We start from the raw sequence: 26,008 nt of genomic DNA, 5'->3' as shown, positions 1-26,008 counted from the left end.
TCGACTATCGAAAGACTTTTATTCCTACTATGAATACTAATAATTTATTAATTATTTTAATAATTATCAGAAAAAACAAATAGTATTCTTCTAAAATATATTATACCAACATAATAATCTCTCTCCTTTTTCAATAAACACTTGTTTTCTTCATCTATTTTCCTTCCTACATTTGTTCAAAAACCTGACATACTCTTTAGACATATCTCCTCCTTCCTATGATATCTTTTTATTGATTGACCATCCTAATGAATCAATCTAAATAGATTACATAGGGTCCCTTGGAAACAAGAATTATTCCAAATAAAAAAAGACTGTTCCAGCCATGGAACCCCCCTTAAATAAACAGGGGATATCCATTTGAAACAATCTTATTTCTATCTTATTCTTGTTCATCCATCGGATTAAATAATTTCATTTCTGGATTTTTATCTTGGAACCATCTTAAGGCAAATTCATTTTCAAATAAAAATGCTTTTTTGCCGAAACGATCCTCCACCAATAAGCTTCTTCCACTAGAAAGATTTTCATTCACTTCTTCATCTACTAGCCAACGAGCAATTTTAGAGCCAACATGTTCCATAATTACTTCAACATTGTATTCATTTCTCATGCGGTGCTCAAACACTTCAAATTGCAATTGACCTACTGCTCCAAGAAGATAATCTTCCGTTTTAACAGTCTTATACAGCTGAATTGCTCCTTCTTGAACAAGCTGCTGAATCCCTTTATGAAAATGCTTTTGTTTCATTACATTTTTTGCTGTTACCTTTACAAAAAGCTCTGGTGTAAACTGTGGTAATTTTTCATACTGAAAGGATGTTTTACTAACCGTTAACGTATCTCCAATTTGATAAAATCCTGGGTCATATAATCCAATAATATCCCCACTAACCGCTTCATTTACAGTGCTTCTGTCATCTGCCATAAATTGAGTCGATTGAGCTAGCTTCACTTGTTTTCCAGTTCTCGGTAAATTAACAGTCATTCCTCGTTCGAATTTCCCAGAACAAATCCGTAGGAATGCGATACGATCACGGTGAGCTGGATTCATATTCGCTTGAATCTTAAAAATAAACCCTGAAAATTCCTCAGAAAGCGGATCAATCTCGCCAACAGAAGAGTTTCTTGCTTGTGGCGATGGAGCAAATTGCAAGTAGGTTTCTAAAAACGTTTGAACACCAAAGTTGCTTAAGGCACTCCCAAAAAATACTGGCGTTAAATCCCCATTGTTTATTTTCTCCTCAGAGAATTCATTCCCTGCTTCATTTAATAGCATAATCTCTTCTAACGTTTGATCATATAAGGAATCCCGTTTAATTGGATGGTCTCCCTCAATTTCGCCATCTTCATTCAGCGGAATATACTTATCAGTATCTTCTACACGGAACTGTTCAATCCGTTTATAAAAACGATCATATATTCCTAGAAATTCTTTTCCCATTCCAATTGGCCAATTCATTGGATAGGACTCTATTCCCATCACTTCTTCCAATTCTGCAAGTAACTCAAGAGGTGCTTTCCCTTGGCGATCCAATTTATTTATAAAAGTAAAAATAGGAATACCCCTCATTTTACAAACTTTAAATAGCTTTAATGTTTGTTCCTCTATCCCTTTTGCAGAATCAATAATCATGACAGCACTATCAACTGCTGTAAGTGTACGATAAGTGTCCTCACTAAAGTCTTGGTGACCTGGTGTATCCAAAATATTTACGCGTGCATCTTGATAATCAAATTGCATCACACTGGAAGTAACAGAGATTCCTCTTTGCTTTTCTATCTCCATCCAGTCACTTGTTGCATATTTCCCTGTCTTCTTCCCTTTAACAGTTCCAGCATCGCGAATAGCGCCACCGAATAGTAATAATTTTTCCGTTAATGTCGTTTTACCAGCATCCGGATGGGAAATAATCGCAAAGGTGCGACGTGACAGTACATCCTGTTTAAAATTCTTTGACATGTTACTTTCCTCTCTTTTTACGCTTTCAAATTTAGTCCATTCCCTTATATTATCTCGATATATCAAAGTTTGCAATGGGTTTAAATGTATTTAAACTAGTTTTATTTCGACTATTTTCTTCTATATTCTCAAAGAAGCTTTAATTTCTTTTGCTCTCCCCCATACTGTTCATTATAGCTTAGAATTTATTTCCTCTAATACGCTGCCAATTGGTTCATGAATAACGATATCTGCAATCCCATCCATTTCTGTTGGTTCTTTGTTTACTATAATTAACTTAGCTCCCGTTTCACTTGCTAGCAATGGAAATTGATTTGCTGGTGATACTGATAAAGAAGAACCTAATACTAAAAAAACATCTGATTTAATGGCAGCTTCTTCTGCCGTTAAAAAAGGCTGTTCTGGGAGCATTTCACCAAAGAGTATAATGGAGGGTCTCAATACACCACCACAGCCACATGTATAATTATCATGTAGATATTCTTCACTTAGATAGCTTCTTCCACACGTTTCACAATGAACCTTTTTTAGTGTCCCATGTAGTTCAGCGACTTTCTCACTTCCTGCTTCTTGATGAAATCCATCAACATTTTGGGTAATGATTTGTTTTAAATACCCCTTTCTTTCCCATTCAGCCAGAATTTCATGCCCTTTATGTGGCTTGAAGTCATGGATACCTTGTACTCTTTTTCTATAAAAATCGGTGAATTCTTGTAAATGATTATTTAAGGCATTCGTACTGGAAAGATATTGCTTTTGTTCGGTTGTCCATAATCCACGGTTAGCTGACCGAAAATCTGGTAATCCACTTTCTGTTGACATACCTGCACCTGTAAATACAACTAAATGATTTGCAGACTTGATTAATTTTACTAATGAAACCATCTTACACTCCCCCTTACGTACCTCTTATCCCTTCATTTTATCAAATGGATGAAAGTACTCAAAATCAATGTTCTTTCCTATTAATTTCGATTGGTTTCCTACTCTTTCCTTCTGTTATAATGAATGAAAGAAAATATCTATTATTGGAGACTATAAGTCATTTCTCCAATCTAACATTTAAAGGTGATGAAAGATGAAACAGATAATAGATGCACATATTCATTTAGATCAGTACAGCAGAGACGATATACTTCGTTTTGCTATGGAAGAAACAGTGCAATATGCCATCAGTGTTTCAAGTAATTTAGAATCATGTAAAAAAACGAAAAAACTGAGCCAGGAGTTCGCTTTTATTAAAGCCGCATATGGATATCATCCCGAACAATCTATCCCTTCTGACAAATCCTTATCTGCTCTATTTACATGGATGCACGAAAATCAAGAAAGCATGACTGCAATTGGTGAAGTTGGTTTGCCCCATTATATACGGAGAAAATCTCCTTCTTGCATTCCTTTAGAACCTTATATGGAAATTTTGGAGCTATTTATTATATTTGCAAAAAAATTTAAAAAACCCGTTATTCTACATAGTATTTACGAAGAAGCAGATATCGCTATTCATTTACTTGAAAAACACAGCTTCTCAAAGGCACATTTTCACTGGTTTAAGGGAAATCCCAAAACAATAGAACAAATGATATCAAATGGTTATTCTATTTCCATTACTCCTGATTTATTATATAAGGAAAAAACTCGCCAACTTGCAAAACTATACCCAATTGAAAATATAATGGTAGAAACAGATGGCCCTTGGTCACTCGAAGGACCTTATCACCATCAAAAAACTGTTCCAATGATGATTCACGATACCGTTCACTATTTATCGGCAATTAAAAACATTACATTACCAGATATGTACAACCAGCTTTTGAAAAACACGAAAAATTTTTACTCTATTTAATTGATCGCTATAGTAGTAGAGAAAAGGAGACTGATCCCTTCGAATCAGTCTCCACCTTTTCAACATTTTACCATTTGAAACAAGCTGCACCTACAATGATTAAAAGAATGAATAAAACAACGATTAAGGCGAAACCTCCGCCGTAACCTCCACCACCATAGCCATAGCTAGGATATCCACAACCACCATATCCGTACATTCTAGTTCCTCCTTTTACATTCTATTCAGTTACGGATTATTAAAATCCGCCGTAACCCCAAGAAGCACCGATAATCACCAATAAAATAAATAATACTACTAAAAGAGCGAAACCTCCGCCGTAACCTACTCCAACTTCACCCATGAATAAAAACCTCCTTTTTTTGATTCCATATATCCTATTCAGGAATCTAAAATGTGCGATAGACAAATGCACATTTTTTAGGTTTTTTAACCAGTTTTGACTTTGAGCAAATTGTTCTCCCTTAGATTTCCTTTTCTTTTTTACTTTATTTGCGTAAATCCAAAAGGTTTTATTATCGTCAAAAAAACAAAAAAATGTTTTCATATATGGTTTTATATCAAACCGTATATGAAAACACCCTTTTAGTAAAATTTACTTAGATTTATTTTTCGTCTTCTTTTTTTGGTACTAAATGAAATATTTCATGTGATTCCAAACTATCTACAAACCGATCTAGCCAATTATAGTAATTGATTGCATAATTTAATTTTTCTAAGTCATTTTCCGCATCTTTCTTAACATCTTCAGAAATATCGTCTTTATTTATTAAGACTCTTAATTCATTAATGGACTTTTCAATGGCATACACATTTTCCGTAATTGCCAATCTCCATTTGATCGTGAAAAAATCGATAAATGATTGATACCAATCTTCTTCCGCCTTATATAAATCTTTTCGAACACCTTTTCGCCAAACTTTGTCCACCATTTTCAATTCAAGTAAGGTTCGAACCGATGTACTCATACTGGTTTTACTCATCCCCAGCTCTTCTTTCATTTCGTCAAGAGTCATTGGGTCTTGCTGGAACAATAACATCCCATATAATCTACCAATTGATTCTGTTACACCATATAAATCCATATTTTGTGCTACAGAATCAATTACTCTCTCTCGAGCAATATTTAACTGCTCCCTATCCGTCATTTATCATTCACATCCATATTTTATGTTTACTTAATCATTTTAATAATGATTATTTCAATAATCAAGGTGAATCAATAATCAAAAACTTAAAAGTATATTCTGTTTATAGATTAACATGAATGAAAAAAAAGTAAAGTAACATCAACTATAGGAAAAGGAAGCATTTGGGCGCATTATTAAGAATTAAGCACCTACAGTTAGTTCAGTTTTTTCTGTACGTTCAGAATGAATGATTTCAACTGATTATACCGTTTGAAATACTTGCTAATTATCTCCTATAATAAGTGAGGGCTCGATATACAATAGAGCGGTTAGAATTAAAGAGGTGAAAAAATGGAAAGTATGGCAAAATTAAAAATCGAAAATGTAACAAAAATTTTCGGGAAAAATGCAAAAAAGGCCATTCAGCTATTAAATAATGGTGAATCAAAAGAAGATATTCTTAAAAAAACAGGAGCAACAGTCGGGGTAAATAAGGCTAGTTTTGAAGTGAATCCTGGAGAGATATTTGTAATCATGGGACTTTCAGGAAGTGGTAAATCAACATTAGTTCGTATGTTTAACCGTCTGATTGATCCAACCATCGGGAATATTTATATTGATGGGAAAGACATTGTACGTATGTCTAAAGAAGAGTTACGCAATGTTCGTAGAGAAAAAGTAAGCATGGTCTTTCAGAAATTTGCATTACTTCCCCATCGAACAATCTTAGAAAATGCTGAATTTGGTTTAGAAATTCAAGGTGTAGATAAAGCGACTCGCAAAGAACAAGCCTTAGAAGCTCTTAAACTAGTTGGTTTAACAGGTTACGAAAATCAATATCCAGACCAACTAAGTGGCGGGATGCAACAAAGGGTAGGTCTTGCTCGTGCATTGGCAAATGATCCAGATATTCTTTTAATGGATGAAGCATTTAGCGCACTTGATCCTTTAATTCGTAAAGATATGCAGGACGAGTTATTAGACCTGCAATCAAATATGGAAAAAACAATCATATTTATTACACATGATTTAGATGAAGCATTGCGAATTGGTGATCGAATCGCATTAATGAAGGATGGATCTATTGTCCAAGTAGGAACGCCTGAAGAAATTTTAATGAATCCTTCCAATGATTATGTAGAACGATTTGTCGAAGATGTTGATTTATCGAAAGTTTTAACGGCAAATCACATAATGAAACGTGCAGAGGCAGTCAATATAGAAAAAGGTCCTCGTGTTGCATTACAAATGATGAAGAAACTCGGAATCTCAAGTATCTATGTTGTAAATAAACGTAGAGAGCTTCTTGGAGCAATTACTGCCGATGATGCACGTATAGCCAGCGAAAAAAATGAAGGAATCGAAGCAATCTTACAAAAAGATGTTATTACGGTAACAGGTGATACATTATTATCTGACCTATTCGATAAAGTTTCCACTGCAATCATTCCAGTTGCTGTTATAGATGAGCAAAATAGGTTAAAAGGGATATTAGTAAGAGGTGCAGTTATTGGTGCACTTGCTGGTAATAATGAACTTATTAATGCACCTACATCGACAGAAGCCGTACCAGTTGGGGGGGATAATAATGAATAATCTATTTCCTAAACTGCCTGTCGCAGATTGGATCGATTCCTTTGTTGACTGGCTTACAACTACTTTTGAAGTATTATTTGATGGAATTACAGCAGTACTAGAATTTGTAGTTAATATTATAGTTTCTTTCTTTGGATTCATTCCTCCTATTCTATTAATCATTTTATTAGCATTACTGGCTTGGAAATTAGCGAATAAGAAGATTGCACTATTTACGCTTATAGGCTTATTACTTGTTGATAATTTAGGCTACTGGGAACCAATGATTGATACATTAGCCCTTGTTCTTTCAGCTGTATTTATCTCGATTGTTATTGGTATTCCGCTAGGCATTTGGGCTTCTCAAAACAATACAGTCCGCAATATCGTAATCCCGATATTAGACTTTATGCAGACAATGCCAGCTTTTGTATATTTAATACCGGCCATTTTCTTCTTTAGTATCGGGGTAGTGCCAGGAGTAGTTGCTTCTGTAATTTTTGCAATGCCACCTACTATACGCTTAACAATTCTTGGTATCCAACAGGTACCAAGCGATATTACAGAAGCTACCGAAAGTTTTGGTAGTACTACATCTCAAAAATTATTAAAAGTTCAATTACCACTTGCAATGCCAACTATATTAGCTGGTATTAATCAAAGTATCATGCTTGCGCTATCAATGGTAGTAATTGCTGCAATGGTTGGTGCGCCTGGATTAGGTGCAGATGTCTATCGTGCTGTAACTCAGATTCAAATTGGTCGTGGGTTTGAAGCCGGTATTTCTATTGTAGTACTTGCAATCATTTTAGATAGAATTACCCAAAATGTGGGCACAAAAAAAAAGGGGGCAAATTAATATGAAAAAAATGACAAGCTTACTAGGAGCAATCACGCTTACTTTAGGGTTAGCTGCCTGTGGTTCTGACAGTGCAGATAACGAAAATGCTACAATTGGTGAAAAGGTCGATTATGAAATTATTGGGATTGACCCTGGAGCAGGATTAATGAAAGCAACAAATCAAGCAATTAGTGACTATGAATTAAGCGATTGGACTTTAGTAGAAGGATCAAGTGCGGCTATGACTGCAGCGCTAAAAAAAGCATATGATAAAGAAGAACCTATCATTGTAACAGGCTGGACTCCGCACTGGATGTTTACTGCCTATGATTTGAAATACTTAGAAGATCCAAAAGGCTCATATGGTGAAGATGAAAACATTCATTCCATTGTACGTAATGGCTTAAAAGAAGATATGCCTGAAGCATATGCAGTATTAGATAATTTCCATTGGACAACAGAAGATATGGGAGTTGTTATGATGGATATTTATGAAGGAGAGTCACCTGAAAAAGCAGCCGAAAGCTGGGTTAAAGAAAATGCTGATAAAGTTAGTGAATGGACTGACGGTGTAGACAGCGTTGATGGTGACAAAATTAAAATTGGTTACGTTGCATGGGATAGCGAAATTGCAAGTACAAATGTTGTTGGCCAGGTATTAACAGATTTAGGCTATGATGTAACATTAAGTCAAGTAGAAGCAGGTCCTATGTGGACTGGTGTTGCTGACGGCAGCTTAGACGCACATATCGCTGGCTGGTTACCAATTACACATGAAGACTATGCAAGCAAATATGAAGGCCAATTCGAAGATTTAGGCGCTAACCTAGAAGGAACAAAATTAGGACTAGTCGTACCAAGCTATATGGATATTGATTCCATTGAAGATTTGAAAGAATAATAGCATATTGAAAAAGGGTCCGATTATAAATCTGACCCTTTTTCTTCCTTATTCTGATTTATTACTTAAATTATCATTCAATTCATTAATACTTTGACGAATATTCCCTTTACCAGATAAATTCTCCAATAATTCTTTAACATCAATCCCAGCTGAAGCCTTTAAAGATTCTTGCATTGTTGACATGAGGTTTGTCGCATAGCCAGTAACTTTATTTGCTCCACCATTACTACCATCACTTCCTGTATCAACAACTGTTATCTTATCAATATTCGCTAATGGACTAGCCACTTGTTTTGCATATTCAGGTAACATGTCAAGCACCATATCTAAGATTGCCGCTTGGCCGTATTGTGCATATGCTTCTGCAATCTTGCGTTTCGCTTCCGCTTCTGCCAAACCTTTTAAGCGAATGATGTCTGCTTCTGTTTCCCCTTTTGCTTTTTCCGCTTCCGCTTTCGCTAAACCGTCTACACGGACTTTTTCTGCCTCGGCTTTCGCTTGTGACTCAATACGATATTGATTAGCATCTGCTTCTGCAATTTCACGACGTTTATTTGCCTCAGCTGCCTGTTCCATTGCATAGCGATCTGCATCAGCTTTCTTTTTAACCTCTGAATCATATTGCTTTTCTCTTCTTAAAATTTCTTTTTCTTCTAATTCAATTTGTTTCTGTCTTTCAATGATCTTAATTTGCATTTCTTGTTCGGTAACTTCTTGCTTAGAACGAGCACTTTCTAAATCATACGCTTGGTCAGCACGCGCTTTTGCAATATCTTGATCTCTTCTATAATCAGCAATTTTCATTTGATTTTCTTTTTCTGCTTCGGCAATTTCCGTAGCTCTTTCTAATTCAGCCTTTTTAGCATCCTTATCTGCTTCTGCCTTTTTAATTCTTGTTTCTTTATCGGCTTCTGCAGTTGCTATGTCTGCATCTCTTTTTACTTGTGCAATACGCGGTTTACCAAGGGATTCTAAGTATCCATTTTTATCTCTTACATCTTTAATGGTAAAAGAGACAATGACCAGACCCATTTTTGCCAAGTCATGTGAAGCAACTCTTTGCACTTCTTGTGAAAACTTATCTCTATTTTTATAAATTTCCTCTACTGTCATACTACCAAGGATAGAACGCAAATGTCCTTCTAATACTTCTCTTGCTTCGTTTTCACGATCTTGTTTGGTTTTCCCCAAAAACTGTTCAGCTGCTGTTGCAATTTCACCAATAGAACCACCAATTTTAATAATTGCTGTACCATCTGCCATTACTGGAACACCTTGCTCTGTATATACTTCGGGTGTCGAAACATCTAATTTGCTAGATAATAAGCTTAAAGGCTCTGATTGTTGGAAAACAGGGAGAATAAATGCCCCTCCGCCTCTAATGATCTTAATTTTATTTCCAGATTCATCAACATGAACATTTTTTGATCCTAAATAGCTTCCTGTTACAATTAGCGCTTCGTCAGGTCCTGCTGTTTTATACTTTGCCATAAATATACTAATAAGTGCGATTAGTAAAATTGCTACAATTCCTATTACAATCCAAATCTCCATTTGCATCCAGTTTTCCTCCTCTTATTAACTTTCCTAAATTCCGTTATTACGGACTACATAAGCAACATTCTCTTTAATCTCTACTACAACCGTTTCCTCACCAAAGCCAATTTCTTCATTATAAAAGCTTGCTGCGGTCTTTGAAATATTACCGCTTATACTCTCAATTAAAATTTCTCCATATCCATCTTTCGGAATAGCAGTAATCACTCTGCCAATTCTCCCTTTTAATGATTCATCATTGTAAACCAATGACTCCTCTGCATTGGCAAGTGGGATAAATACAAAAAAATGTAAACAGCTAGAAACAATGAGTGCAATAACTGCTGAAATAGATAGAATCATAACACTATTGATATCGGAATACTTTTCCATCAAATAGCCACTTGCTGCTAATATCGTAAAAAAAGCAAGGATTAAAGTGGGATTGAAGACACCAATATCTCCGCCAAATAAATCTGATAATAATAATGTTAAAATGACACATATTCCCGATCCTATTAATACGGTTAAATAAATGGTGGGAAGATCAAAGCCGAATATTTCCATATACATCATTCACTTTCCATTTTTTAAATTTTATTATGTGGTCACCTAATCATTCCTCCTTCATGTTATTTCTTATCAAATATACGATTAGAAATAAAAAAGGTTTCAGGAATATTTATAAAAAACAAATTCACCCTATTCATTTTTCCTTTCCATATCCATTATGCCTCATATGTTGTAAGAATCGATCTTTCTCGCAGTTCCCCTAGAGATGCTACGATTATTCAAGCGGTTCCGTTATTCTCATTAATTGCTTTTCCTATAAAAAGCAACATTCTTTTAGAAAACACCTTTCCTAACAATAAACTACATCAAAAAAGGGAAAACGATATTACATTCAAATTTTCGTCATCTTTATGTTTTTGTTTCATATCATAATTTAGAGGGAATTTCATATATATCAACCTATTATTACATCTGCCATTGATACCGTTTTAGCAATTATTTTTAACGAAAAGGGGATATTGTGGAGGCGCATATGAAAAGTACGGAAAAACACGACGAAAAGAAAAATAGTATTAGCAAAAAAATCATCTATTTTTTAGGTTCCATCTTACTCTTAACTACCCTATTTGGAGGCTATATTTTCTCAGATAAATATTTTGCTAGTGAGCCCAGAACAGGAAAAGAAGAATTCGGAGAAAAAGTAGTTATCACCTTACCAAATGGAAAAAAGGTATTTACCTACGAAAACCTAATCGTGAAAGAAGATGGCAAACTTCTTTATAAAGGGGAACGTAATACCATCGATTTATCAGGTGGAGTTGTAGTGTATGAAGATTGGAAAGACTAGATTATCTTTTTCATCCTAAGCTGTCAAAAGACTAAAAACTAACTTTTGACAGCTTTTCTTCTATGTATATTAAAAATGTCCCGTACTAGATTAAACCAATTTCTTTCAAACCATAAGAGAGACCGCCTTCATTCACATGTTTTGTGACCATTTTCGCAAATGGTATCACTTCTTCATGAGCATTTCCCATCGCTATCCCCATACCTACATACGAGAGCATTTCTTTATCATTTAACCCATCTCCAAATGCCACAGCTTCCTGAGGATCGATATTTAATCTATTTAAAATTTCCACTATTCCTGCTGCCTTTGACCCACCAGTGGGGATAACATCCATTGATAAAGGATGCCAACGTACAAAGTGAATCGTTGAAAAAGTTTCTTCATATAAATTTTCATCTTTTTCTTCACAGAAAAGCAAGCATTGATAAATATCCGCCTCCTTCCAAAAATCTTTTCGATAGGATGGCGCATTTAATTTCAATGACTGAAAGGATTCAATAATATGAGCATGCTCTTGATGATTTGCACAGCATTCCTTACTTCCTTGAAATACTAACGGATGATCATTTTTTAAAGCAATTTGTTCTAATTTCTCTAGCGTCTCTATCGGAATCGGTTTTTTATATACCTCCTCTTTCTCATGAACAACGTACGAGCCGTTAAAAGAGATATATGATGTTAAATTTAATTCAGCTAATATATCTGAAAAGAAATACGGTGCTCTTCCTGTTGCTAAAACGATGGGAATATTGCGTTTCTTTAACTCATTAATTGCTAATTTTGCATCATGAGGTATTTTTTTCTCCTCATTCACTAACGTTCCATCTATATCTATAAAGACAATTTTATAAGCCACAATCTATTCTCCCTTTCCTAATTTTCGATCAGTGAGCGCTTTTTTCTAGCCAAAAGCGGCCGTTCGTTATTCCAAATAACTTCAACTGGTAACGAAAAAAAGCTACTCATATTTTTGCTCGTTAATATATCCTTTGTATAGCCAGAGGAAAATTCCTTACCTTCTTTCAAGAGAAAAGAGTGGGAAAAAACTGGCAATACCTCTTCCACATGATGTGTAACATAAATGATGCTTGTGTCCTCGTTTACTATCTTTGAAATGGTGTCCAATAATTGTTCCCTTGCCAAAAAATCCAAGCCAGTTGCTGGTTCATCCAAAATAATAAGCTCCGGATCCAGCATTAATGCTCTTCCAATAAGAACTTTTTGTCTCTCACCTTGCGATAAGCTATTATATGGTCTGTCAGCATATTCCAAACTACCTAACTGCTTCATAATAGCAATAGCTCGATTTCTGATTTCAGTTGTCGGTGACTCATATAAACCAATAGACGCATAAGCGCCACTTAGCACGATTTCAAATGCACTGTCAGATTCATATAATTTTTGTTGCAGACGATTTGATACCAATCCAATTCTTCTTCTCAGTGCTCCCCCTAATTCAGATTTCCCAAATACCTTTCCTAGAACTTCCATCTTACCTTCTGTTGGATGATAATAGGCACAAATCATATTTAATAAAGCTGTCTTACCGGCACCATTAAGACCATATAAAATCCAATTCTCCCCTTTTTTAATCTCCCAATTAATATGTTGTAGAATCCACTGTCCATTTCTTTTTAAGCCCACATCATCTAATTTTACAATCATGCCAATCCTCCTATTCCCTTTTCATTTTACTAAAAATTCTCATATTATGTACAGAGAGAAATGGAGATAGCGAATATATAGAAACGAACGCATCCATGAAATGCGCTATTTTATCATTGAAAAAAAACAAAAAAAGATCTAGCTTTTGTAATGTAAAGACAACAAAAGTCAGATCTTTTTTTGTTAATATCGAAATGTAAACGCTTTAACAAAGCTACAAAAAAATAAATGAGAGTGACCCCCATTTCAGAGGGTCATTGAAGCATAAAGATTAACCAACTAATCCTTCTTTTTTAAGGACAGTTTCTACACCTTCAACTGCTTCTACTTCATCTTCGCCAGTTGCAGAAATAGTAATTTCTCCACCCTTTGGTACACCTAGTGACATTACGCCCATAATAGACTTTAAGTTTACAGATTTACCTTTGAAAGAGATTTGCATATCAGATTTGTATTTACTAGCAGTGCTTACTAATAATGTTGCTGGTCTTGCATGAATCCCAGTTTCATCAATTACCGTAAATGTTTTTTCGCTCATTGTTATGCCTCCTAAGAAAAAATTGTCTTACCTTATTATTTTAGCTGATTTTAGGAGTTAATACTAACTTTTTTTTCATCTTTTTCTGTTTTTGCCTTTATCTTTATCTTCATGACTGTTTTTTCTTATGACTTCATTTTATGTAACATGTTCACTTTTTCTAGTTTTGCTCTCTTTATAAATTCAGCAAAAATTTGATTCATCTTTTCATTGGTAGATGCCATAGATTCAGGATGCCATTGTACTCCCAACAAGAAATTTTGATAACTCTTATGCTCGACCGCTTCAATGATGCCATCCTTACTTCTTGCAACCTCCACTAAATCCTTTGCTAACATATCAATCGCTTGATGGTGAATGCTATTTACCCTTGTTTTCGTTTCTCCTATTATAGATGCTAATTGACTATCTTCTTTTATGGTTACAAAATGAGTATCCCAGCTTCTTTTCACAGATTGAGTATGTTTAATACTATCTTTCACTTGAGAAGGAATATCTTGAATTAGTGTTCCCCCTAAAGCAACATTTAATATTTGAATCCCTCTGCATATTGCTAGTATTGGTTTATTTGTCTCCATCGCTCTGTTAATTACATTTAATTCCACTTTATCCCGCAGGAGAATTGTATCCCCGATATTTTGATGTGGATCTTCTCCAAATGTAATAGGATCTATATCCTCTCCACCACTTAGAATAACGGCATCACATAGATCTACCATTTCTACTGCAAGATTCTCTTCTACAAACGGAAGAATGATCGGCAACCCACCATTGGCCGCAATTGATTTTTGATAATCATGATGAACGTATGTACCTTCCATGAATTTATTTTTAAATATATAAGCACCTGTTATCCCTATTATCGGTTTACTCAACATCTTCATCCCCTGACGCTTCTATTTTTTTAATATTAACAATATTAAAAATGAAATAAAAGGGCATGTCAATACACTTATCTAAAAGAATAATAAAAAATCAGCTATTATCGATAGACCCACATATATTCTCTCGAAAATAGCTGACTATTTTACCCTATAGACTTGTTTTCAGCCCTAAATATAATCACCAAATAACTTTCCAATTATGATTACAAGTGGCGGGCACAATTTTTCGCTCCATTATATAATTTGCAAGTAATTCTGAAGCATCAAATTGAATCTCTCGGACTACAGGTTTATTCTTAAACATAAAGAAATCACCGCCACCCCCAGCTCGATAATTATTCATTACCACTTCATAAATAGCTTCCTCATCTATTGGTTTGCCTTCAAAATCTAGCTGAATGACTCTTTGTCCATGAGGTTTTGTTATATCAAGTGTATATTCAATCCCCTCCCACATATCATAGTTATAATGCTGTGGTTTAGGATAAACAAAGGAAGGATTTACTATTGGTTCACCTTCCTCATTCAAAGCAAAATATTTGGCGCTTTGCTCAAGTGCTGCACGAATATCTTTCCCAGTTAAAGCTAGTACTTTGAATGTATTAGGATAGATATAATTGGAAACAATGTCCCTCATTGTCACATTTGGTTTAAATCCAGGGGATTCATTATTAAAGAGTGCCGTATTACTGATTTTTACATTCGCAGCTTCCATTTGCACTTTATTAATAAATTCAATGAGCGGACTATCTGCTAAGCGAATCTCCATTGGATCTTTTACAAGCATATCTCCATCAATATGTCCTATTGGCGTATCCAGCCATTTTTGTGTACTATCTTCATATTCTTTTGCTAACATAAGGATTTCTTCATCTGCATCCACATCTGCTACTGATAATAATTCGGAGTCTTTCTTTATTACCTCCCCGTTTTCATCAAGCACCAATGTTATTTTGCCCACAAATTTTCCATTATTGCTTGGCTGTATAATTTCTGTGCCATTTATATTACCAGTTAATTCTCGATGTTGATGGCCAGTTAATAGCACATCAACACCATCTATCTGTTTGCAAATGCTATATCCCTGATTCTCCCTAGTCAATACTTCCGTTGGCTCTCCCGTTTCCAGATTCCGTTCAAATCCACCATGATAGGAAATGACAAGAACATCTGGCTGTTCTTCTTTATTAATAAAATCTACCCATTTTTTTGCACTATCGAATGCATCATTAAATTGAAGTCCTTTGATATTCTTAGGGTTTTCCCAATTCGGAATATAGTGCGTTGTCAAGCCAAGAATTGCAATTTTAAAGCCATTAATTCTTTTAATCAAATAAGGGGTACCTAAAAACGGCTGATTTGTTTTTTCTTCGACAATATTCCCACAAAGCCAAGGAAAATTTGATTCTTTTACAGCACTTTTTAAAATAGTTAAACCGTAATTAAATTCATGATTTCCAATAACAGCCCCATCATATTTTAATTGATTTAAGATTGTTATCATTGGATTTTTTTTATCTGCTAAAAAATTCACATAATGGTATGTTAAAGGCGTACCTTGTATTAAATCACCATTGTCTATTATAATCGTATTTGGATTCTTTGCCCTTTCCTTTGCTATAATAGTAGCAACTTTTCCTAGGCCCACATCAGATGGCGCATTATTCCCATAGTTCACTGGAAATATATTTCCATGGACATCACTTGTTAATAAAATAGTTACTTCTGTATTCAAGATTTCATCTCCTGTTACTTTATTTCATCATCTACTTCCATTCATTAACTTCCACGTACTTACTCATTAATAGCATTTTCATTATAGCAAGTTCATCCTTCAATAACTACTTATAATTCTTTATATTTCAACTAAATTAGTAATTCCTCCAAATAGAAAGCATAGAATTATTTAAAATAAGCAAAATAGTTCCAATTATCTTATTATTTGTTACAATAGTAATAATACAATCAAATAATAAAGGAGTGTCCTCCATATGAATAGCAGAAAAATATTAATTACTCACCCCCTCCATCCTTCTCTATTGGAAAAAGTTAAGTCCCAATTCTCTGCATGGCAAATTATTCATGCATCAAAACAGGATGAATGGCAAGAGCATTTGATTGATTCTGAAATAATTGTTGGTTGGAGAAACAGTTTTGATATGCAAAGCATTAACCAGAATGACCAGCTCAAATGGATTCAAACATGGAGCGCTGGTGTTAATAGCCTTCCATTAGATCAATTAAGTAAAAAAAATATTTTCATTACAAGCGCAAATGGAGTACATAGCTATCCAATTTCTGAAACGATTTTCGCTCTCCTACTAGGATTAACAAGAAATATTCATACATATGTTCGAAATCAGCAAACAAAAAAGTGGGATGGTACCGATATCAAGTTGGAAGCTCATAAAAAAACGATTGGTATTATTGGCGTAGGGGCAATCGGGCTAGAAACAGCTAAAATTGCGAAAGCATTTGATATGCATGTCATCGGTGTACGAAACTCGCTGAAACCGACAGACTATGTGGATAAATTATACACTTCCAATCAACTAGCTGAAGTACTTCCAATATGTGATTATGTTGTTGTCACTCTTCCATTAACTGATGATACATACCATTTATTCCAAAAAGAACAATTTCAGCAAATGAAAAAGTCAGCATTCTTTATTAACATCGGACGTGGAGAAATTGTGAAAGAAGATGATCTAGTTGAAGCATTAATAAGTGGAGAAATATTAGGTGCGGGATTAGACGTCTTTGAAACAGAACCATTACAGCAATCAAGTCCATTATGGGATTTAGAAAATGTCATTATTACTCCTCACACATCTGGTTCTACAGAGCATTATAGCAGTAGAGTGATAGAAGAAATATTTCTGCAGAATGCAATTTACTATCTAAAAGGAGAACCACTCCCGATTAATTTAGTAGACTACCATAAAGGATATTAACTAAATAGATAAAAAGAGGAGCCAGCTATTAATAGCACTGACTCCTCTTTTTTTACCCTACTTTTTTATAATTTTTCTGGCTTGATGCACGACGAACTATCATATAAACCTTTTGACTTAAGAAACCTATAAGCAAGATAACTACCAATAATAACGTTATCGTTGCTCCAGGAGGAGTTCCTAAATGATAGGATGAAAATAAACCAGTAAAAATACTAACTGCCGCTACTAAAATGGCAACAATAAACACCCATTTAAAACCTTTTACTAATTTAATGGAAAAAGCAGAAGGTAGTACCAACAGGGCAGAAACTAATAATACTCCAATAGTTGGTATAATAACAGAAATTGCAATACCCGTTAAAATGCTAAATGCAATAGATAGCATACTTGTATTAATCCCACTAGTTGTAGCAGTATCTTGATCAAAGGTCATAATATACATCTGTCTCGTAAAGAAAAGAAAAAATAAAAGAATAATTCCAGTTACAATTGCTAACACATTTACTTGCTGTTTACTTATCGTAATAATACTCCCAAATAAATATTGATCCATGCTTGCCGTCATTCCACCACTTGATAAGCTCATAAGAAATAACGCAAATGACAGACCAGCAGCCATCAAAATAGCTATCGATACTTCTGAATAAGTATGATATGCACGACGCATATATTCAATCCCAATCGCCCCAGCGACAACGACTAGTAGACTAGAGAGTGTCACATTTGTTTGAAAGAAAAAACCAATCGCAACACCAGCTAATGAGATATGGGACAAAGTATCGGCCATTAACGCCTGTCTTCTTAAGACTAAATAAATCCCTATGATTGGTGCAATTATTGCAATGAGCCCACCTGCCCAAAATGCTCTTTGCATGAATTCAAGCTCAAACATCTCCATCCACCTTTTTCTCCTTTCTCTATATGAATAATCTTATCTAAATAACCTTCTACTTCATCTTGATCATGGGTTACCATGACTACCGTTCTATTATGTTCTCTAACCTGATGCTTCATAAATTCATAAAATCCTTTTCTACTATCCGCATCCATGCCTGTTGTCGGTTCATCTAAAACAAGTAAATCCGGTTCTGACGCTAGTATTCGGGCAATCACAATCTTCTGTTTTTGTCCTCCAGATAACTCTCCTATTTTCTTATTTCGATACTCCCACATTCCAACCATTTCTAAAGACTTCTTCACTGCCTCATGATCAACTTCCTTCAGTCTCTCATAAAACTTTTTACGCTGATATCTACCTGAACGAACAAGTTCTATCACCGTGCTCGGGAATCCAACATTAAAAGAAGAGATTTGCTGCGGAACATAACCAACTGTTAATTTTTTTTCCTTCGAATTAAGCTTACTTATTTTCACACTGCCTGACCAAGGTTTAAGCAAGCCCAATAATAACTTTAAGAGTGTAGATTTACTTGCACCATTCGGGCCAGTAATCCCAACAAACTCACCACTTTCTAATTCAAAAGAGACATTTTCAAGAGAAGGGACATGCTCATATCCAAATGTAATTTTTGATACTGTCGCCAGTTTCATAGTAATTACTCCTTTCCATTTGTAATTCACGTCATCAATTCATTATTTAAATAAAAGCCGATTAATCTAAGATATAAAACCATACCATGTCAAAGGTGCTAGCTTGGTTATACCGATTTTTATATCAATGATTGATATAACATATATCTCCGTGTCCATCCACTGTCGAGACACATCTAAACTTTTATAATTTTTGCCATTTCCTACAGGTATATACTCTATAACATATATTGAGTAGCTTACTTTCCTAGTTTGAGAAAGTAAATCTATCCTTTAACCATTTCGTATTCATTACGATTTAAAGAAGAAATGGAACACACCTAGTTATTCATTTATTTAGATTAATCATAAATGAAAGCTATTCCTACCTTTTTCTTTTATATATTATACATGACACTTAATAATAGACTTTTCCCATTAAGGTGTCAACATAAATCCAAACGATTCCGATTAAAAATTTTATAATAAACTTTTTAATTGGTCAAGAATTTTACCTTCTTAAGAATACTCGCTTTTATCTTCCATCATATTATCCATTTAATAATAGAGGGAAACAAATTACTATTACACTAATAATAAAAATGTCGTGAATCCTTTTAGAAAAATTGTGGTCCTTCATCCTTCACTAAAGGTTAGTTCTAGCTTAGAAAACCATTTAGGGGCTATTTACTCTCCCACCTATCCTTCTTAAACGCTCACAAGCTTGTAATTAATGTCTAACTGAAGTTGGGAGATAAATAAAAAATTAACGCATCTTTCAAAAAAAAGGAATATTTTTTTTACTAATGGGTATTATATAAGTAAACAGAACAAAAGCATTACCAGATAAAACTCACTAGTAATGCTTTCCTGAAATGATTCTATTAGAAACGAACAACTCTTCCATTAAATACAGATTTCCAATACCCGCTATTCATAGATGCTATTGCAACACCAGTAGAGCTTTGTGAACCGATAAACTTACCTCCACCAATATAGATTCCAACATGACCATCTGTTTTATATGTGTTAAAGAACACTAAATCTCCTGGTTGCATATCGCTTGTAGACACACGCGTTCCGGAGTTCTTTAAAGCATCCGTACTTGCAGGAATGCTATATCCAGCTTGTGAATAAGCCCAGCTAACAAATCCAGAACAATCAAACAATCCGTTTGCTACATCTGAAGCAGTTCTTCCACCGCCAAATTTATAAGTTGAATTCCCAATGTATTTATAACCAGCAGTAATTGCTTTTGATTTACTACCGCTTGCTTTTTCACTTGAACTCTTACTAGCACTCCCACTGTCATTCGTTCCAATTGTGGAAGCAACCAATTGATTTAAGTTATCTTCTTCTTTTTGTTGAATCATTTTTTTTATTTGTGGCTCTACAGATTGTAAAGAACCGTATTTCTGTTCCAATTCTGCTTTACGCTCTTTATTTTCAGCTTCTTTAGCCTTTAAATCTTTTTTGGATTGCTCATTTTTCTTCTGTTGATCTTCATTTTGCTTTTGCATTTCTTCAAGATCTAACTTCGTATTATTCAACTCATCATATTTATCTTTTATTTCATTTTGCTTTGTTTCTAAATCTTCTTTATCTTTCTCATTGCTTGCAATTAAATCTTGATCTGCTTCCATAATTGTAGCAACTGCACCTACACGGTCAACAAATTCCTTAAAACTAGCAGCACCGAATAATACTTCAATATAATCAACACTTCCTCCATTTTCTTGGAAAGAACGTGCTCTTTCTTTTAATACATCATTACGCTTTTCAATTCTATCTTCTAATTCTTTTATTTTTTTCTCAAGAGAGTCAATTTCTTTCTCCGTAGCTTTCATTTTAGCCTTTGTTTCCTCAATAAGACTTTTATTTTCCTCAATTGCTTTATCTACTCTTTTAATTTGAGCCTCTAATTTTTTTAACTCTTCTTGCGTTTCTACAATTTTAATTTGAGCGTCAGAAATTTGGCTTTTTAAAGATGCTTGTTGTTGCGTAATGCTAGTTGGTTGAATCGCATGAGCATTTATTCCTGGGATCGCTAAGCTAGTACCCAATCCAAGTAATATCGTCGTATTTAGTACCACTAGTTTCTTTTTTAACATTCCATTTTCCCCCTGCACATTTATCTAATGTAGAATTCTTCTAATTTATTTATCTATGTATCTTCTTTATGTTTATGATGTAATTGGTAGAGAGACTCTTATAATATAGTATTCTCTACAGTGTAAATCAAACAATAACCCTGTTTTCGACGAAAGTTCTTTATATAAAACATCTTTCGCCACAAATAGAAGTATAACATCATAATTTGTCATTTAAGTAATAGAAATATTACAATTATATTTCAATTGTCATTTTTCATCGTTTGTTCACATTTTTTTCAAACTTTTTTCCTATATATCACTCCAAAAAATGGAAGCGACTAAATAATATTAAAATAATGAACCGTTCTTAATAGAAGTATTTTATCGTTTTATTTCGACACAACTCAACATTTTTCTTTTTTGTTAAAAAATGCGAATTTCTTTCTATTTGAACCACTATGTTATATTAGAAATAGCTCTTTACCTTGGCTGTTTTTCAATAATTGGTTTTTTAAAAGAAAATTAATACATGACAAGAAGGCATTTTAGGGATAACTCAAAGGCTAGCCCCCCTTTGCAAACAATAGGGTAACCCTTCCCATAATTTGTGATGACAATATACTTTCAAATTACGACCAACAAACTTTGAAACCAGTCCTAACTTAATATATAGAAGGAATTGATTAATACATGAAAAAAGTAATTGTAGTAGGCGGAGGGATACTTGGCGCCTCTATTACATTTGAATTAGCAAAGCGTGGAGCAGAGGTTATAGTCATTGATCGAGAAGATCAAGGACAAGCAACAAAGGCAGCAGCTGGCATCATTTGCCCTTGGAATTCCCAGCGTAGAAACAAAAAATGGTATGTATTAGCAAGAGAAGGTGCGAAATACTATCCATCCCTTGTTGAAGATTTAAATAGCTATCATCAATTACATACTGGTTATAAAAAAGTTGGTGCTCTAAGCCTTCATTCCGATCTTACAAAACTAGAAGCTATGGAAGAGAGAACATTAAAAAGAAAATTAGAAGCACCAGAAATTGGAGATGTAAATATTCTTACCTCATCAGAAGCAAAGGCATTGTTCCCGTTATTAGCTCCAGGATATGGCGCTTTACATATTAGTGGAGCAGCAAGAGTAAATGGCTGGGCACTACGAAATGCTCTTATAGAGGCTAGCAAACAATTAGGTGCAACCTTTATTCACTCAAATAGTACGCTTATCAAAGAAAAAGACGAAATTATTGGCGTAAAACTTAGTGATAACACTACTATTTATGCGGATGAAGTAGTCATTGCTGCGGGGGTATGGGCAAATGAGTTACTTAAGCCATTACAATTATCCTTTGATGTGAAAGCACAGAAAGGACAGATTTTGCATGTAAAGCTAAAAGATGTAACATGTTCTGATTGGCCTGTTGTCATGCCACCACATGATCAGTATATATTAACTTTAGAAGATAACAGCATTGTGATAGGCGCAACACACGATAATACGACTGCGTTAGCTGCTGACATAACGGTTGCGGGAATAAAAGAGATTATCGATAAAGCTTTACTATTCGCTCCAGGCTTATCCGATGGAATCTGGGGAGAAGCAAAAGTTGGCTTCCGTCCATTTACAAATGACTTTCTTCCAGTATTCGGAAGACTGGCACAGTATAAAGGATTAACGATTGCGAATGGTTTAGGAGCATCAGGCTTAACGATGGGCCCATTTATCGGCAAACAACTGGCCAAATTTGTCCTTGGATCTGCATGTGATATCGATTTATCTCCATATTCTATCGATAGTTCCGTTCAAGAGATATAATTGCCTTTTTTTTAAATACGCTGCTCGATTATATTTTGTTTATTTAATTAATACCATCCGAAAAAAAAAGGATGCCTGATCCCAGCTACCTTTTTGGGAGATTCAAGCATCCTTTTTCTTTATAAGGATTACCCTTCCTTAAAATAATTTTTTTCAGATACAATATTAGGTAATTGTCCTTATTTTTTTCGTTCACAGCTAATTATATATGCTCTGTTCCAAATAAAGTGAGCCCATTAGCCGTCACTCTTCACTAGGCTTTTTTCCTATTACCCATCCAAAACTCTTACAAATAGAACTCCCTCCTCTACATTAGGTTGAAATTCAATAGAATAGATAGTATTTTCTACATATGGTTCTTCGCCAATTTTCATATTAAAATTGTTCTATATTACGTTCACTTTCATTCTATTAAACGTTCTTTCTTCATTATTATTTAGGAATAATCTAGTTAACTGCAATTAGTGATTTATTGTTCGTTCACTAATGGATCATTACGAACTTACTGTTGAGAGACTGCCCTCTTTCATCAGCCTTTTTACATTTTAGGGGGATTAAAAAATGAGTCGAATAATTACTATTACTTCCGGGAAAGGTGGGGTTGGAAAAACTACAGTTACTGCTAATATCGGTATTTCCCTTGCATTAAAAGGCTATAAAGTGTGCTTAATTGATGCAGATTTTGGTTTACGAAACCTTGATATTCCATTAGGCTTGTCTAATCGAATTATTCTAGATATTTCGGATTATTTGCAAAAGCTATGTTCCTTTAATCATATGGTCGTTAAACACCGTACATTAAAGAACCTTCATTTAGTACCCGGTAGTAAAAAGCAAGTGACAGAGGTAGAATTTCTCTCGTTTGTGGAGATGCTACAAGAAATTGATTCACTGTATGATTTTATCTTAATTGATTCTCCCTCAGGATTGGAAAGTGGATTTTTCTATGCAATAAACGGAGCCGATGAAGTTATTATTGTAGCTTCACCTGATAAAACTGCATTACAGGATGCAGACAGGGTAATTGGTATACTGGAATCACAAAATAAACAGCCATTATCTCTCCTTGTAAATGGTTATAAACATAACCAGGAAGTTGAAAATATCTTGCAATTATTGAATATAAATATTCTAGGAGCCATTCCTTCTGATGCAGATATTATCGCAGCTAATAACAAAGGCAATCCAATTGCATTAAACCCAAGTTTACAATCTGGAGTGATGTTTAGAAAGATTGCAAGTAATCTTTCCAAACACCATTATAACCAGAGAATTGATTTACCTTCTTATAACCAGAACTTTTTTACACATAGAAATTTAAAGCTGTCTTTTTAAAAACATTTACGAATGAAAGAACTTATAGTCTCTTACTTAGCGTTTACTTGATAGGTTGGAATTTCATAGTTTAATGTATATGTACTTATTAAACTATATAAATTATAAATTTGATTTACCTGTTTTGTTGCCCAGCCTATATCGGAAGCATACTGATGTGTTGCAGTCCCTGTTTTTTCAGCTGCATCAGGATTCCATCTCATTTTATATAAAGTATCTTGTCCAGCATTGATATAACCTTGCGCAATAAATTTTGCACCACCTATAATCGCAGCTTCAGGTGTAAACCAGCCAGCATTATAGGCATATTCGGCACCACTTGAAATAGCAGATCCATCATAGGCACCAATACCATACATGTTATAGACCATTTTACCATTAACTTCAACACCATTTGCCAAAGTAGAAGTACCATTTCCAGTCTCTAAAAGAGCATGAGAAATCAAGTATAGTTCATTAATTCCGTAAGCATTAGCCGCAGTGACAAAAGCAGATGCTTTACCAGCTAATATACCTTTACCAGCTAATATCTTACTATCTACTTCTTTATCATCCACATTTGCTTTTGCAGACAATTTAAGAAATTGCAAAGATTGGATATCACTATTAATAAAGTTATCGGGGTTTAGATAATAGGCAGTATCTTCTTTACTAGCACTAACCCATGCCTGTGAATAATCTACTTTATACCAGTAGTATCCATCCGTTCCTTTTACTTTGGAAACAACCGTTAATACCTGTCCACTCGTTAAAGTACTAACAACAGAATAATCGGTTCCAGCACCTCCACGCAATCTCCAGCCACTACCAAGTACAGTTCCTTTTGTGGAATCAGATGTTTTGAAAACAATCGCATCTTCTCTGATATATGTATCATATTTTGTATCCGTTTGTGGATTGACTTTTAATTGAATATTAGTCATGTCTTCTAAAGTCAGATTGTAATTAACATAACTCTTATTTATTGTTACATTAGTGCTCCCATTATCTTTAGCCGTTAAATATTCTGTACTAACATACCCTTCCAGATTATTCACTATTATTTTGGACCAACCATTTTCTTCTGATTGAACAGTTACTACTGTTCCTGCTGCAAGCTTGCTTAAGATTGTTCCACTCGTTGATGGTGTAGCTCTCATATTTAAGCTAGAACCCGCTTGGACATTAACAATCTTTTCCACTGCTGTTGGTGCTTCCTCTGACTGCTTGTCTTCCTCTTGATCTGTTTGGTCGTCTGTTCCATTTTCAGGGGTAGTAATACTTGTCAAGTACTCACTGCTTACATACCCTTCTAGATTATTCGTCTTAATTTGTGACCAGCCATTTTTCTCTGATAATACTGTTACTACCGTTCCTGCTGTAAGCTTTCCTTTTATTACTCCACTTGTTGATGCTGTGGATCTCACGTTTAAGCTTGATCCTGCTTGAACATTGACTTTCTTTTCCACTGTGGTTGGTGTTTCTTCTGGCTGCTTGTCTTCCTCTGGATCTGTTTGGTCGTCTGTTCCATTTTCAGGGGTAGTAATCCTTGTCAAGTACTCACTGCTTACATACCCTTCTAGATTATTCGTCTTAATTTGTGACCAGCCATTTTTCTCTGATAATACTGTTACTACCGTTCCTGCTGTAAGCTTTCCTTTTATTGTGCCACTTGTTGATGCTTTCGATCTCACGTTTAAATTAGATCCCGTCTGCACATNGATCTCACGTTTAAGCTTGATCCTGCTTGAACATTGACTTTCTTTTCCACTGTGGTTGGTGTTTCTTCTGGCTGCTTGTCTTCCTCTGGATCTGTTTGGTCGTCTGTTCCATTTTCAGGGGTAGTAACACTTGTTAAGTACTCACTGCTTACATACCCTTCTAGATTATTCGTCTTAATTTGCGACCAGCCATTTTTCTCTGATATTACTGTTACTACCGTTCCTGCTGTAAGCTTTCCTTTTATTACTCCACTTGTTGATGCTGTGGATCTCACGTTTAAGCTTGATCCTGCTTGAACATTGACTTTCTTTTCCACTGTGGTAGGTGTTTCT

25 protein-coding genes are annotated in these 26,008 nt (G+C 34.7%); 8 read left to right on the top strand and 17 right to left on the bottom strand.

Translation table 11 applies throughout. The features are described from left to right. Window positions 1-382: 382 nt before the first annotated feature. Window positions 383-1,963 carry a peptide chain release factor 3 gene (locus QQZ16_RS08770; RefSeq protein WP_235250277.1) on the bottom strand — a complete coding sequence of 527 codons (1,581 nt, stop codon included), beginning with the start codon at window positions 1,961-1,963 and terminating at the stop codon, window positions 383-385. A gap of 171 nt (window positions 1,964-2,134) precedes the next feature. Then, window positions 2,135-2,848 (bottom strand): NAD-dependent deacylase, encoded by a 714-nt coding sequence (locus QQZ16_RS08765; protein ID WP_235250287.1) that lies wholly within the window; start codon window positions 2,846-2,848, stop codon window positions 2,135-2,137. A 193-nt stretch (window positions 2,849-3,041) separates the two neighbouring features. Between QQZ16_RS08765 and QQZ16_RS08760 the strand changes: the two genes are divergently transcribed. Beyond that, window positions 3,042-3,809 carry a TatD family hydrolase gene (locus QQZ16_RS08760; protein ID WP_284561293.1) on the top strand — a complete coding sequence of 256 codons (768 nt, stop codon included), beginning with the start codon at window positions 3,042-3,044 and terminating at the stop codon, window positions 3,807-3,809. A 67-nt stretch (window positions 3,810-3,876) separates the two neighbouring features. Here the strand turns inward: QQZ16_RS08760 and QQZ16_RS08755 are convergent, their stop codons facing one another. The 3 genes from QQZ16_RS08755 to QQZ16_RS08745 form a co-directional block, all read right to left on the bottom strand. Continuing rightward, entirely contained in the window at window positions 3,877-4,008 is a 132-nt protein-coding gene (locus QQZ16_RS08755) for a YjcZ family sporulation protein (RefSeq protein ID WP_081836521.1), read from the bottom strand. A 39-nt stretch (window positions 4,009-4,047) separates the two neighbouring features. Then, window positions 4,048-4,152: a YjcZ family sporulation protein gene (locus tag QQZ16_RS08750; protein WP_081836530.1), complete on the bottom strand. Its 105-nt coding sequence runs from the start codon at window positions 4,150-4,152 to the stop codon at window positions 4,048-4,050. 262 nt (window positions 4,153-4,414) lie between these two features. Continuing rightward, a complete protein-coding gene (locus QQZ16_RS08745; protein WP_031534108.1) occupies window positions 4,415-4,957 on the bottom strand; it encodes a GbsR/MarR family transcriptional regulator in 543 nt (180 codons plus the stop codon). A 333-nt stretch (window positions 4,958-5,290) separates the two neighbouring features. On the opposite strand from QQZ16_RS08745, the gene proV reads away from it, so the two are divergent. Genes proV through QQZ16_RS08730 form a run of 3 tightly spaced genes read left to right on the top strand, consistent with a single transcriptional unit; the run spans window position 5,291 to window position 8,256 of the window. Continuing rightward, a complete protein-coding gene (gene proV / locus QQZ16_RS08740; RefSeq protein WP_284561292.1) occupies window positions 5,291-6,535 on the top strand; it encodes a glycine betaine/L-proline ABC transporter ATP-binding protein ProV in 1,245 nt (414 codons plus the stop codon). Then, window positions 6,528-7,373, top strand: a complete 846-nt coding sequence (locus QQZ16_RS08735) for an ABC transporter permease (protein WP_031534103.1) — start codon at window positions 6,528-6,530, stop codon at window positions 7,371-7,373. Before proV ends, QQZ16_RS08735 begins: the two co-directional genes overlap by 8 nt. A 1-nt stretch (window position 7,374) precedes the next feature. Next, window positions 7,375-8,256: a glycine betaine ABC transporter substrate-binding protein gene (locus QQZ16_RS08730; protein WP_284561291.1), complete on the top strand. Its 882-nt coding sequence runs from the start codon at window positions 7,375-7,377 to the stop codon at window positions 8,254-8,256. Window positions 8,257-8,304: 48 nt separating this feature from the next. Here the strand turns inward: QQZ16_RS08730 and QQZ16_RS08725 are convergent, their stop codons facing one another. Further along, window positions 8,305-9,819, bottom strand: a complete 1,515-nt coding sequence (locus QQZ16_RS08725) for a flotillin family protein (RefSeq protein ID WP_031534099.1) — start codon at window positions 9,817-9,819, stop codon at window positions 8,305-8,307. A gap of 27 nt (window positions 9,820-9,846) precedes the next feature. Then, window positions 9,847-10,368, bottom strand: a complete 522-nt coding sequence (locus QQZ16_RS08720; protein ID WP_048717690.1) for a hypothetical protein — start codon at window positions 10,366-10,368, stop codon at window positions 9,847-9,849. 472 nt (window positions 10,369-10,840) lie between these two features. On the opposite strand from QQZ16_RS08720, the gene QQZ16_RS08715 reads away from it, so the two are divergent. Continuing rightward, window positions 10,841-11,155, top strand: coding sequence for a hypothetical protein (locus QQZ16_RS08715; protein ID WP_031534095.1), 315 nt, complete (start codon window positions 10,841-10,843; stop codon window positions 11,153-11,155). A gap of 85 nt (window positions 11,156-11,240) precedes the next feature. On the opposite strand, the gene QQZ16_RS08710 is transcribed toward QQZ16_RS08715, so the two are convergent. The 5 genes from QQZ16_RS08710 to QQZ16_RS08690 form a co-directional block, all read right to left on the bottom strand. Next, entirely contained in the window at window positions 11,241-12,014 is a 774-nt protein-coding gene (locus QQZ16_RS08710; RefSeq protein ID WP_031534093.1) for a Cof-type HAD-IIB family hydrolase, read from the bottom strand. A 17-nt stretch (window positions 12,015-12,031) separates the two neighbouring features. Next, window positions 12,032-12,823: an ABC transporter ATP-binding protein gene (locus QQZ16_RS08705; protein WP_031534091.1), complete on the bottom strand. Its 792-nt coding sequence runs from the start codon at window positions 12,821-12,823 to the stop codon at window positions 12,032-12,034. Between the two features lie 271 nt (window positions 12,824-13,094). Further along, window positions 13,095-13,361 carry a phosphocarrier protein HPr gene (locus QQZ16_RS08700; RefSeq protein WP_251627379.1) on the bottom strand — a complete coding sequence of 89 codons (267 nt, stop codon included), beginning with the start codon at window positions 13,359-13,361 and terminating at the stop codon, window positions 13,095-13,097. A 125-nt stretch (window positions 13,362-13,486) separates the two neighbouring features. Next, window positions 13,487-14,239 carry a gamma-glutamyl-gamma-aminobutyrate hydrolase family protein gene (locus tag QQZ16_RS08695; protein ID WP_284561290.1) on the bottom strand — a complete coding sequence of 251 codons (753 nt, stop codon included), beginning with the start codon at window positions 14,237-14,239 and terminating at the stop codon, window positions 13,487-13,489. Window positions 14,240-14,423: 184 nt separating this feature from the next. After that, on the bottom strand, window positions 14,424-15,980 hold the full coding sequence (locus QQZ16_RS08690; RefSeq protein ID WP_235250344.1) for a bifunctional metallophosphatase/5'-nucleotidase: 1,557 nt from the start codon (window positions 15,978-15,980) through the stop codon (window positions 14,424-14,426). Between the two features lie 256 nt (window positions 15,981-16,236). Here QQZ16_RS08690 and QQZ16_RS08685 point away from each other — a divergent pair, with 256 nt between their 5' ends. Next, window positions 16,237-17,199 carry a D-2-hydroxyacid dehydrogenase gene (locus tag QQZ16_RS08685; RefSeq protein WP_235250357.1) on the top strand — a complete coding sequence of 321 codons (963 nt, stop codon included), beginning with the start codon at window positions 16,237-16,239 and terminating at the stop codon, window positions 17,197-17,199. A gap of 52 nt (window positions 17,200-17,251) precedes the next feature. Here QQZ16_RS08685 and QQZ16_RS08680 read toward each other — a convergent pair whose 3' ends face one another. From QQZ16_RS08680 to QQZ16_RS08670, 3 genes are all read right to left on the bottom strand, one after another. Further along, entirely contained in the window at window positions 17,252-18,100 is an 849-nt protein-coding gene (locus tag QQZ16_RS08680) for a metal ABC transporter permease (RefSeq protein ID WP_031539913.1), read from the bottom strand. Then, the gene (locus tag QQZ16_RS08675) at window positions 18,037-18,753 is read right to left on the bottom strand and encodes a metal ABC transporter ATP-binding protein (RefSeq protein ID WP_235250365.1); all 717 of its coding nucleotides are present in this window, start codon (window positions 18,751-18,753) and stop codon (window positions 18,037-18,039) included. The genes QQZ16_RS08680 and QQZ16_RS08675 overlap by 64 nt, the downstream gene beginning before the upstream one ends. Before the next feature lie 863 nt (window positions 18,754-19,616). Next, window positions 19,617-20,843: a coiled-coil domain-containing protein gene (locus QQZ16_RS08670; protein ID WP_284561289.1), complete on the bottom strand. Its 1,227-nt coding sequence runs from the start codon at window positions 20,841-20,843 to the stop codon at window positions 19,617-19,619. A gap of 672 nt (window positions 20,844-21,515) precedes the next feature. Here QQZ16_RS08670 and QQZ16_RS08665 point away from each other — a divergent pair. Both QQZ16_RS08665 and minD read left to right on the top strand, forming a co-directional pair. Further along, entirely contained in the window at window positions 21,516-22,640 is a 1,125-nt protein-coding gene (locus QQZ16_RS08665; RefSeq protein WP_284561288.1) for an NAD(P)/FAD-dependent oxidoreductase, read from the top strand. A gap of 561 nt (window positions 22,641-23,201) precedes the next feature. Continuing rightward, complete coding sequence (gene minD, locus QQZ16_RS08660) at window positions 23,202-23,975, top strand: septum site-determining protein MinD (RefSeq protein WP_284561287.1); 774 nt, start codon at window positions 23,202-23,204, stop codon at window positions 23,973-23,975. A 32-nt stretch (window positions 23,976-24,007) separates the two neighbouring features. Here minD and QQZ16_RS08655 read toward each other — a convergent pair whose 3' ends face one another. Next, window positions 24,008-25,648 carry an SH3 domain-containing protein gene (locus QQZ16_RS08655; protein WP_284561299.1) on the bottom strand — a complete coding sequence of 547 codons (1,641 nt, stop codon included), beginning with the start codon at window positions 25,646-25,648 and terminating at the stop codon, window positions 24,008-24,010. Window positions 25,649-25,675: 27 nt separating this feature from the next. Beyond that, the coding region (locus tag QQZ16_RS08650) for an SH3 domain-containing protein (RefSeq protein WP_284561286.1) at window positions 25,676-25,950 on the bottom strand (275 nt) is incomplete at its 3' end. Window positions 25,951-26,008 lie beyond the last annotated feature (58 nt).

The sequence above is a fragment of the Bacillus sp. T2.9-1 genome (assembly GCF_950097965.1).
Lineage (GTDB): Bacteria > Bacillota > Bacilli > Bacillales > Cytobacillaceae > Niallia > Niallia hominis.
This window is presented reverse-complemented; position numbering and strand designations above follow the sequence as displayed.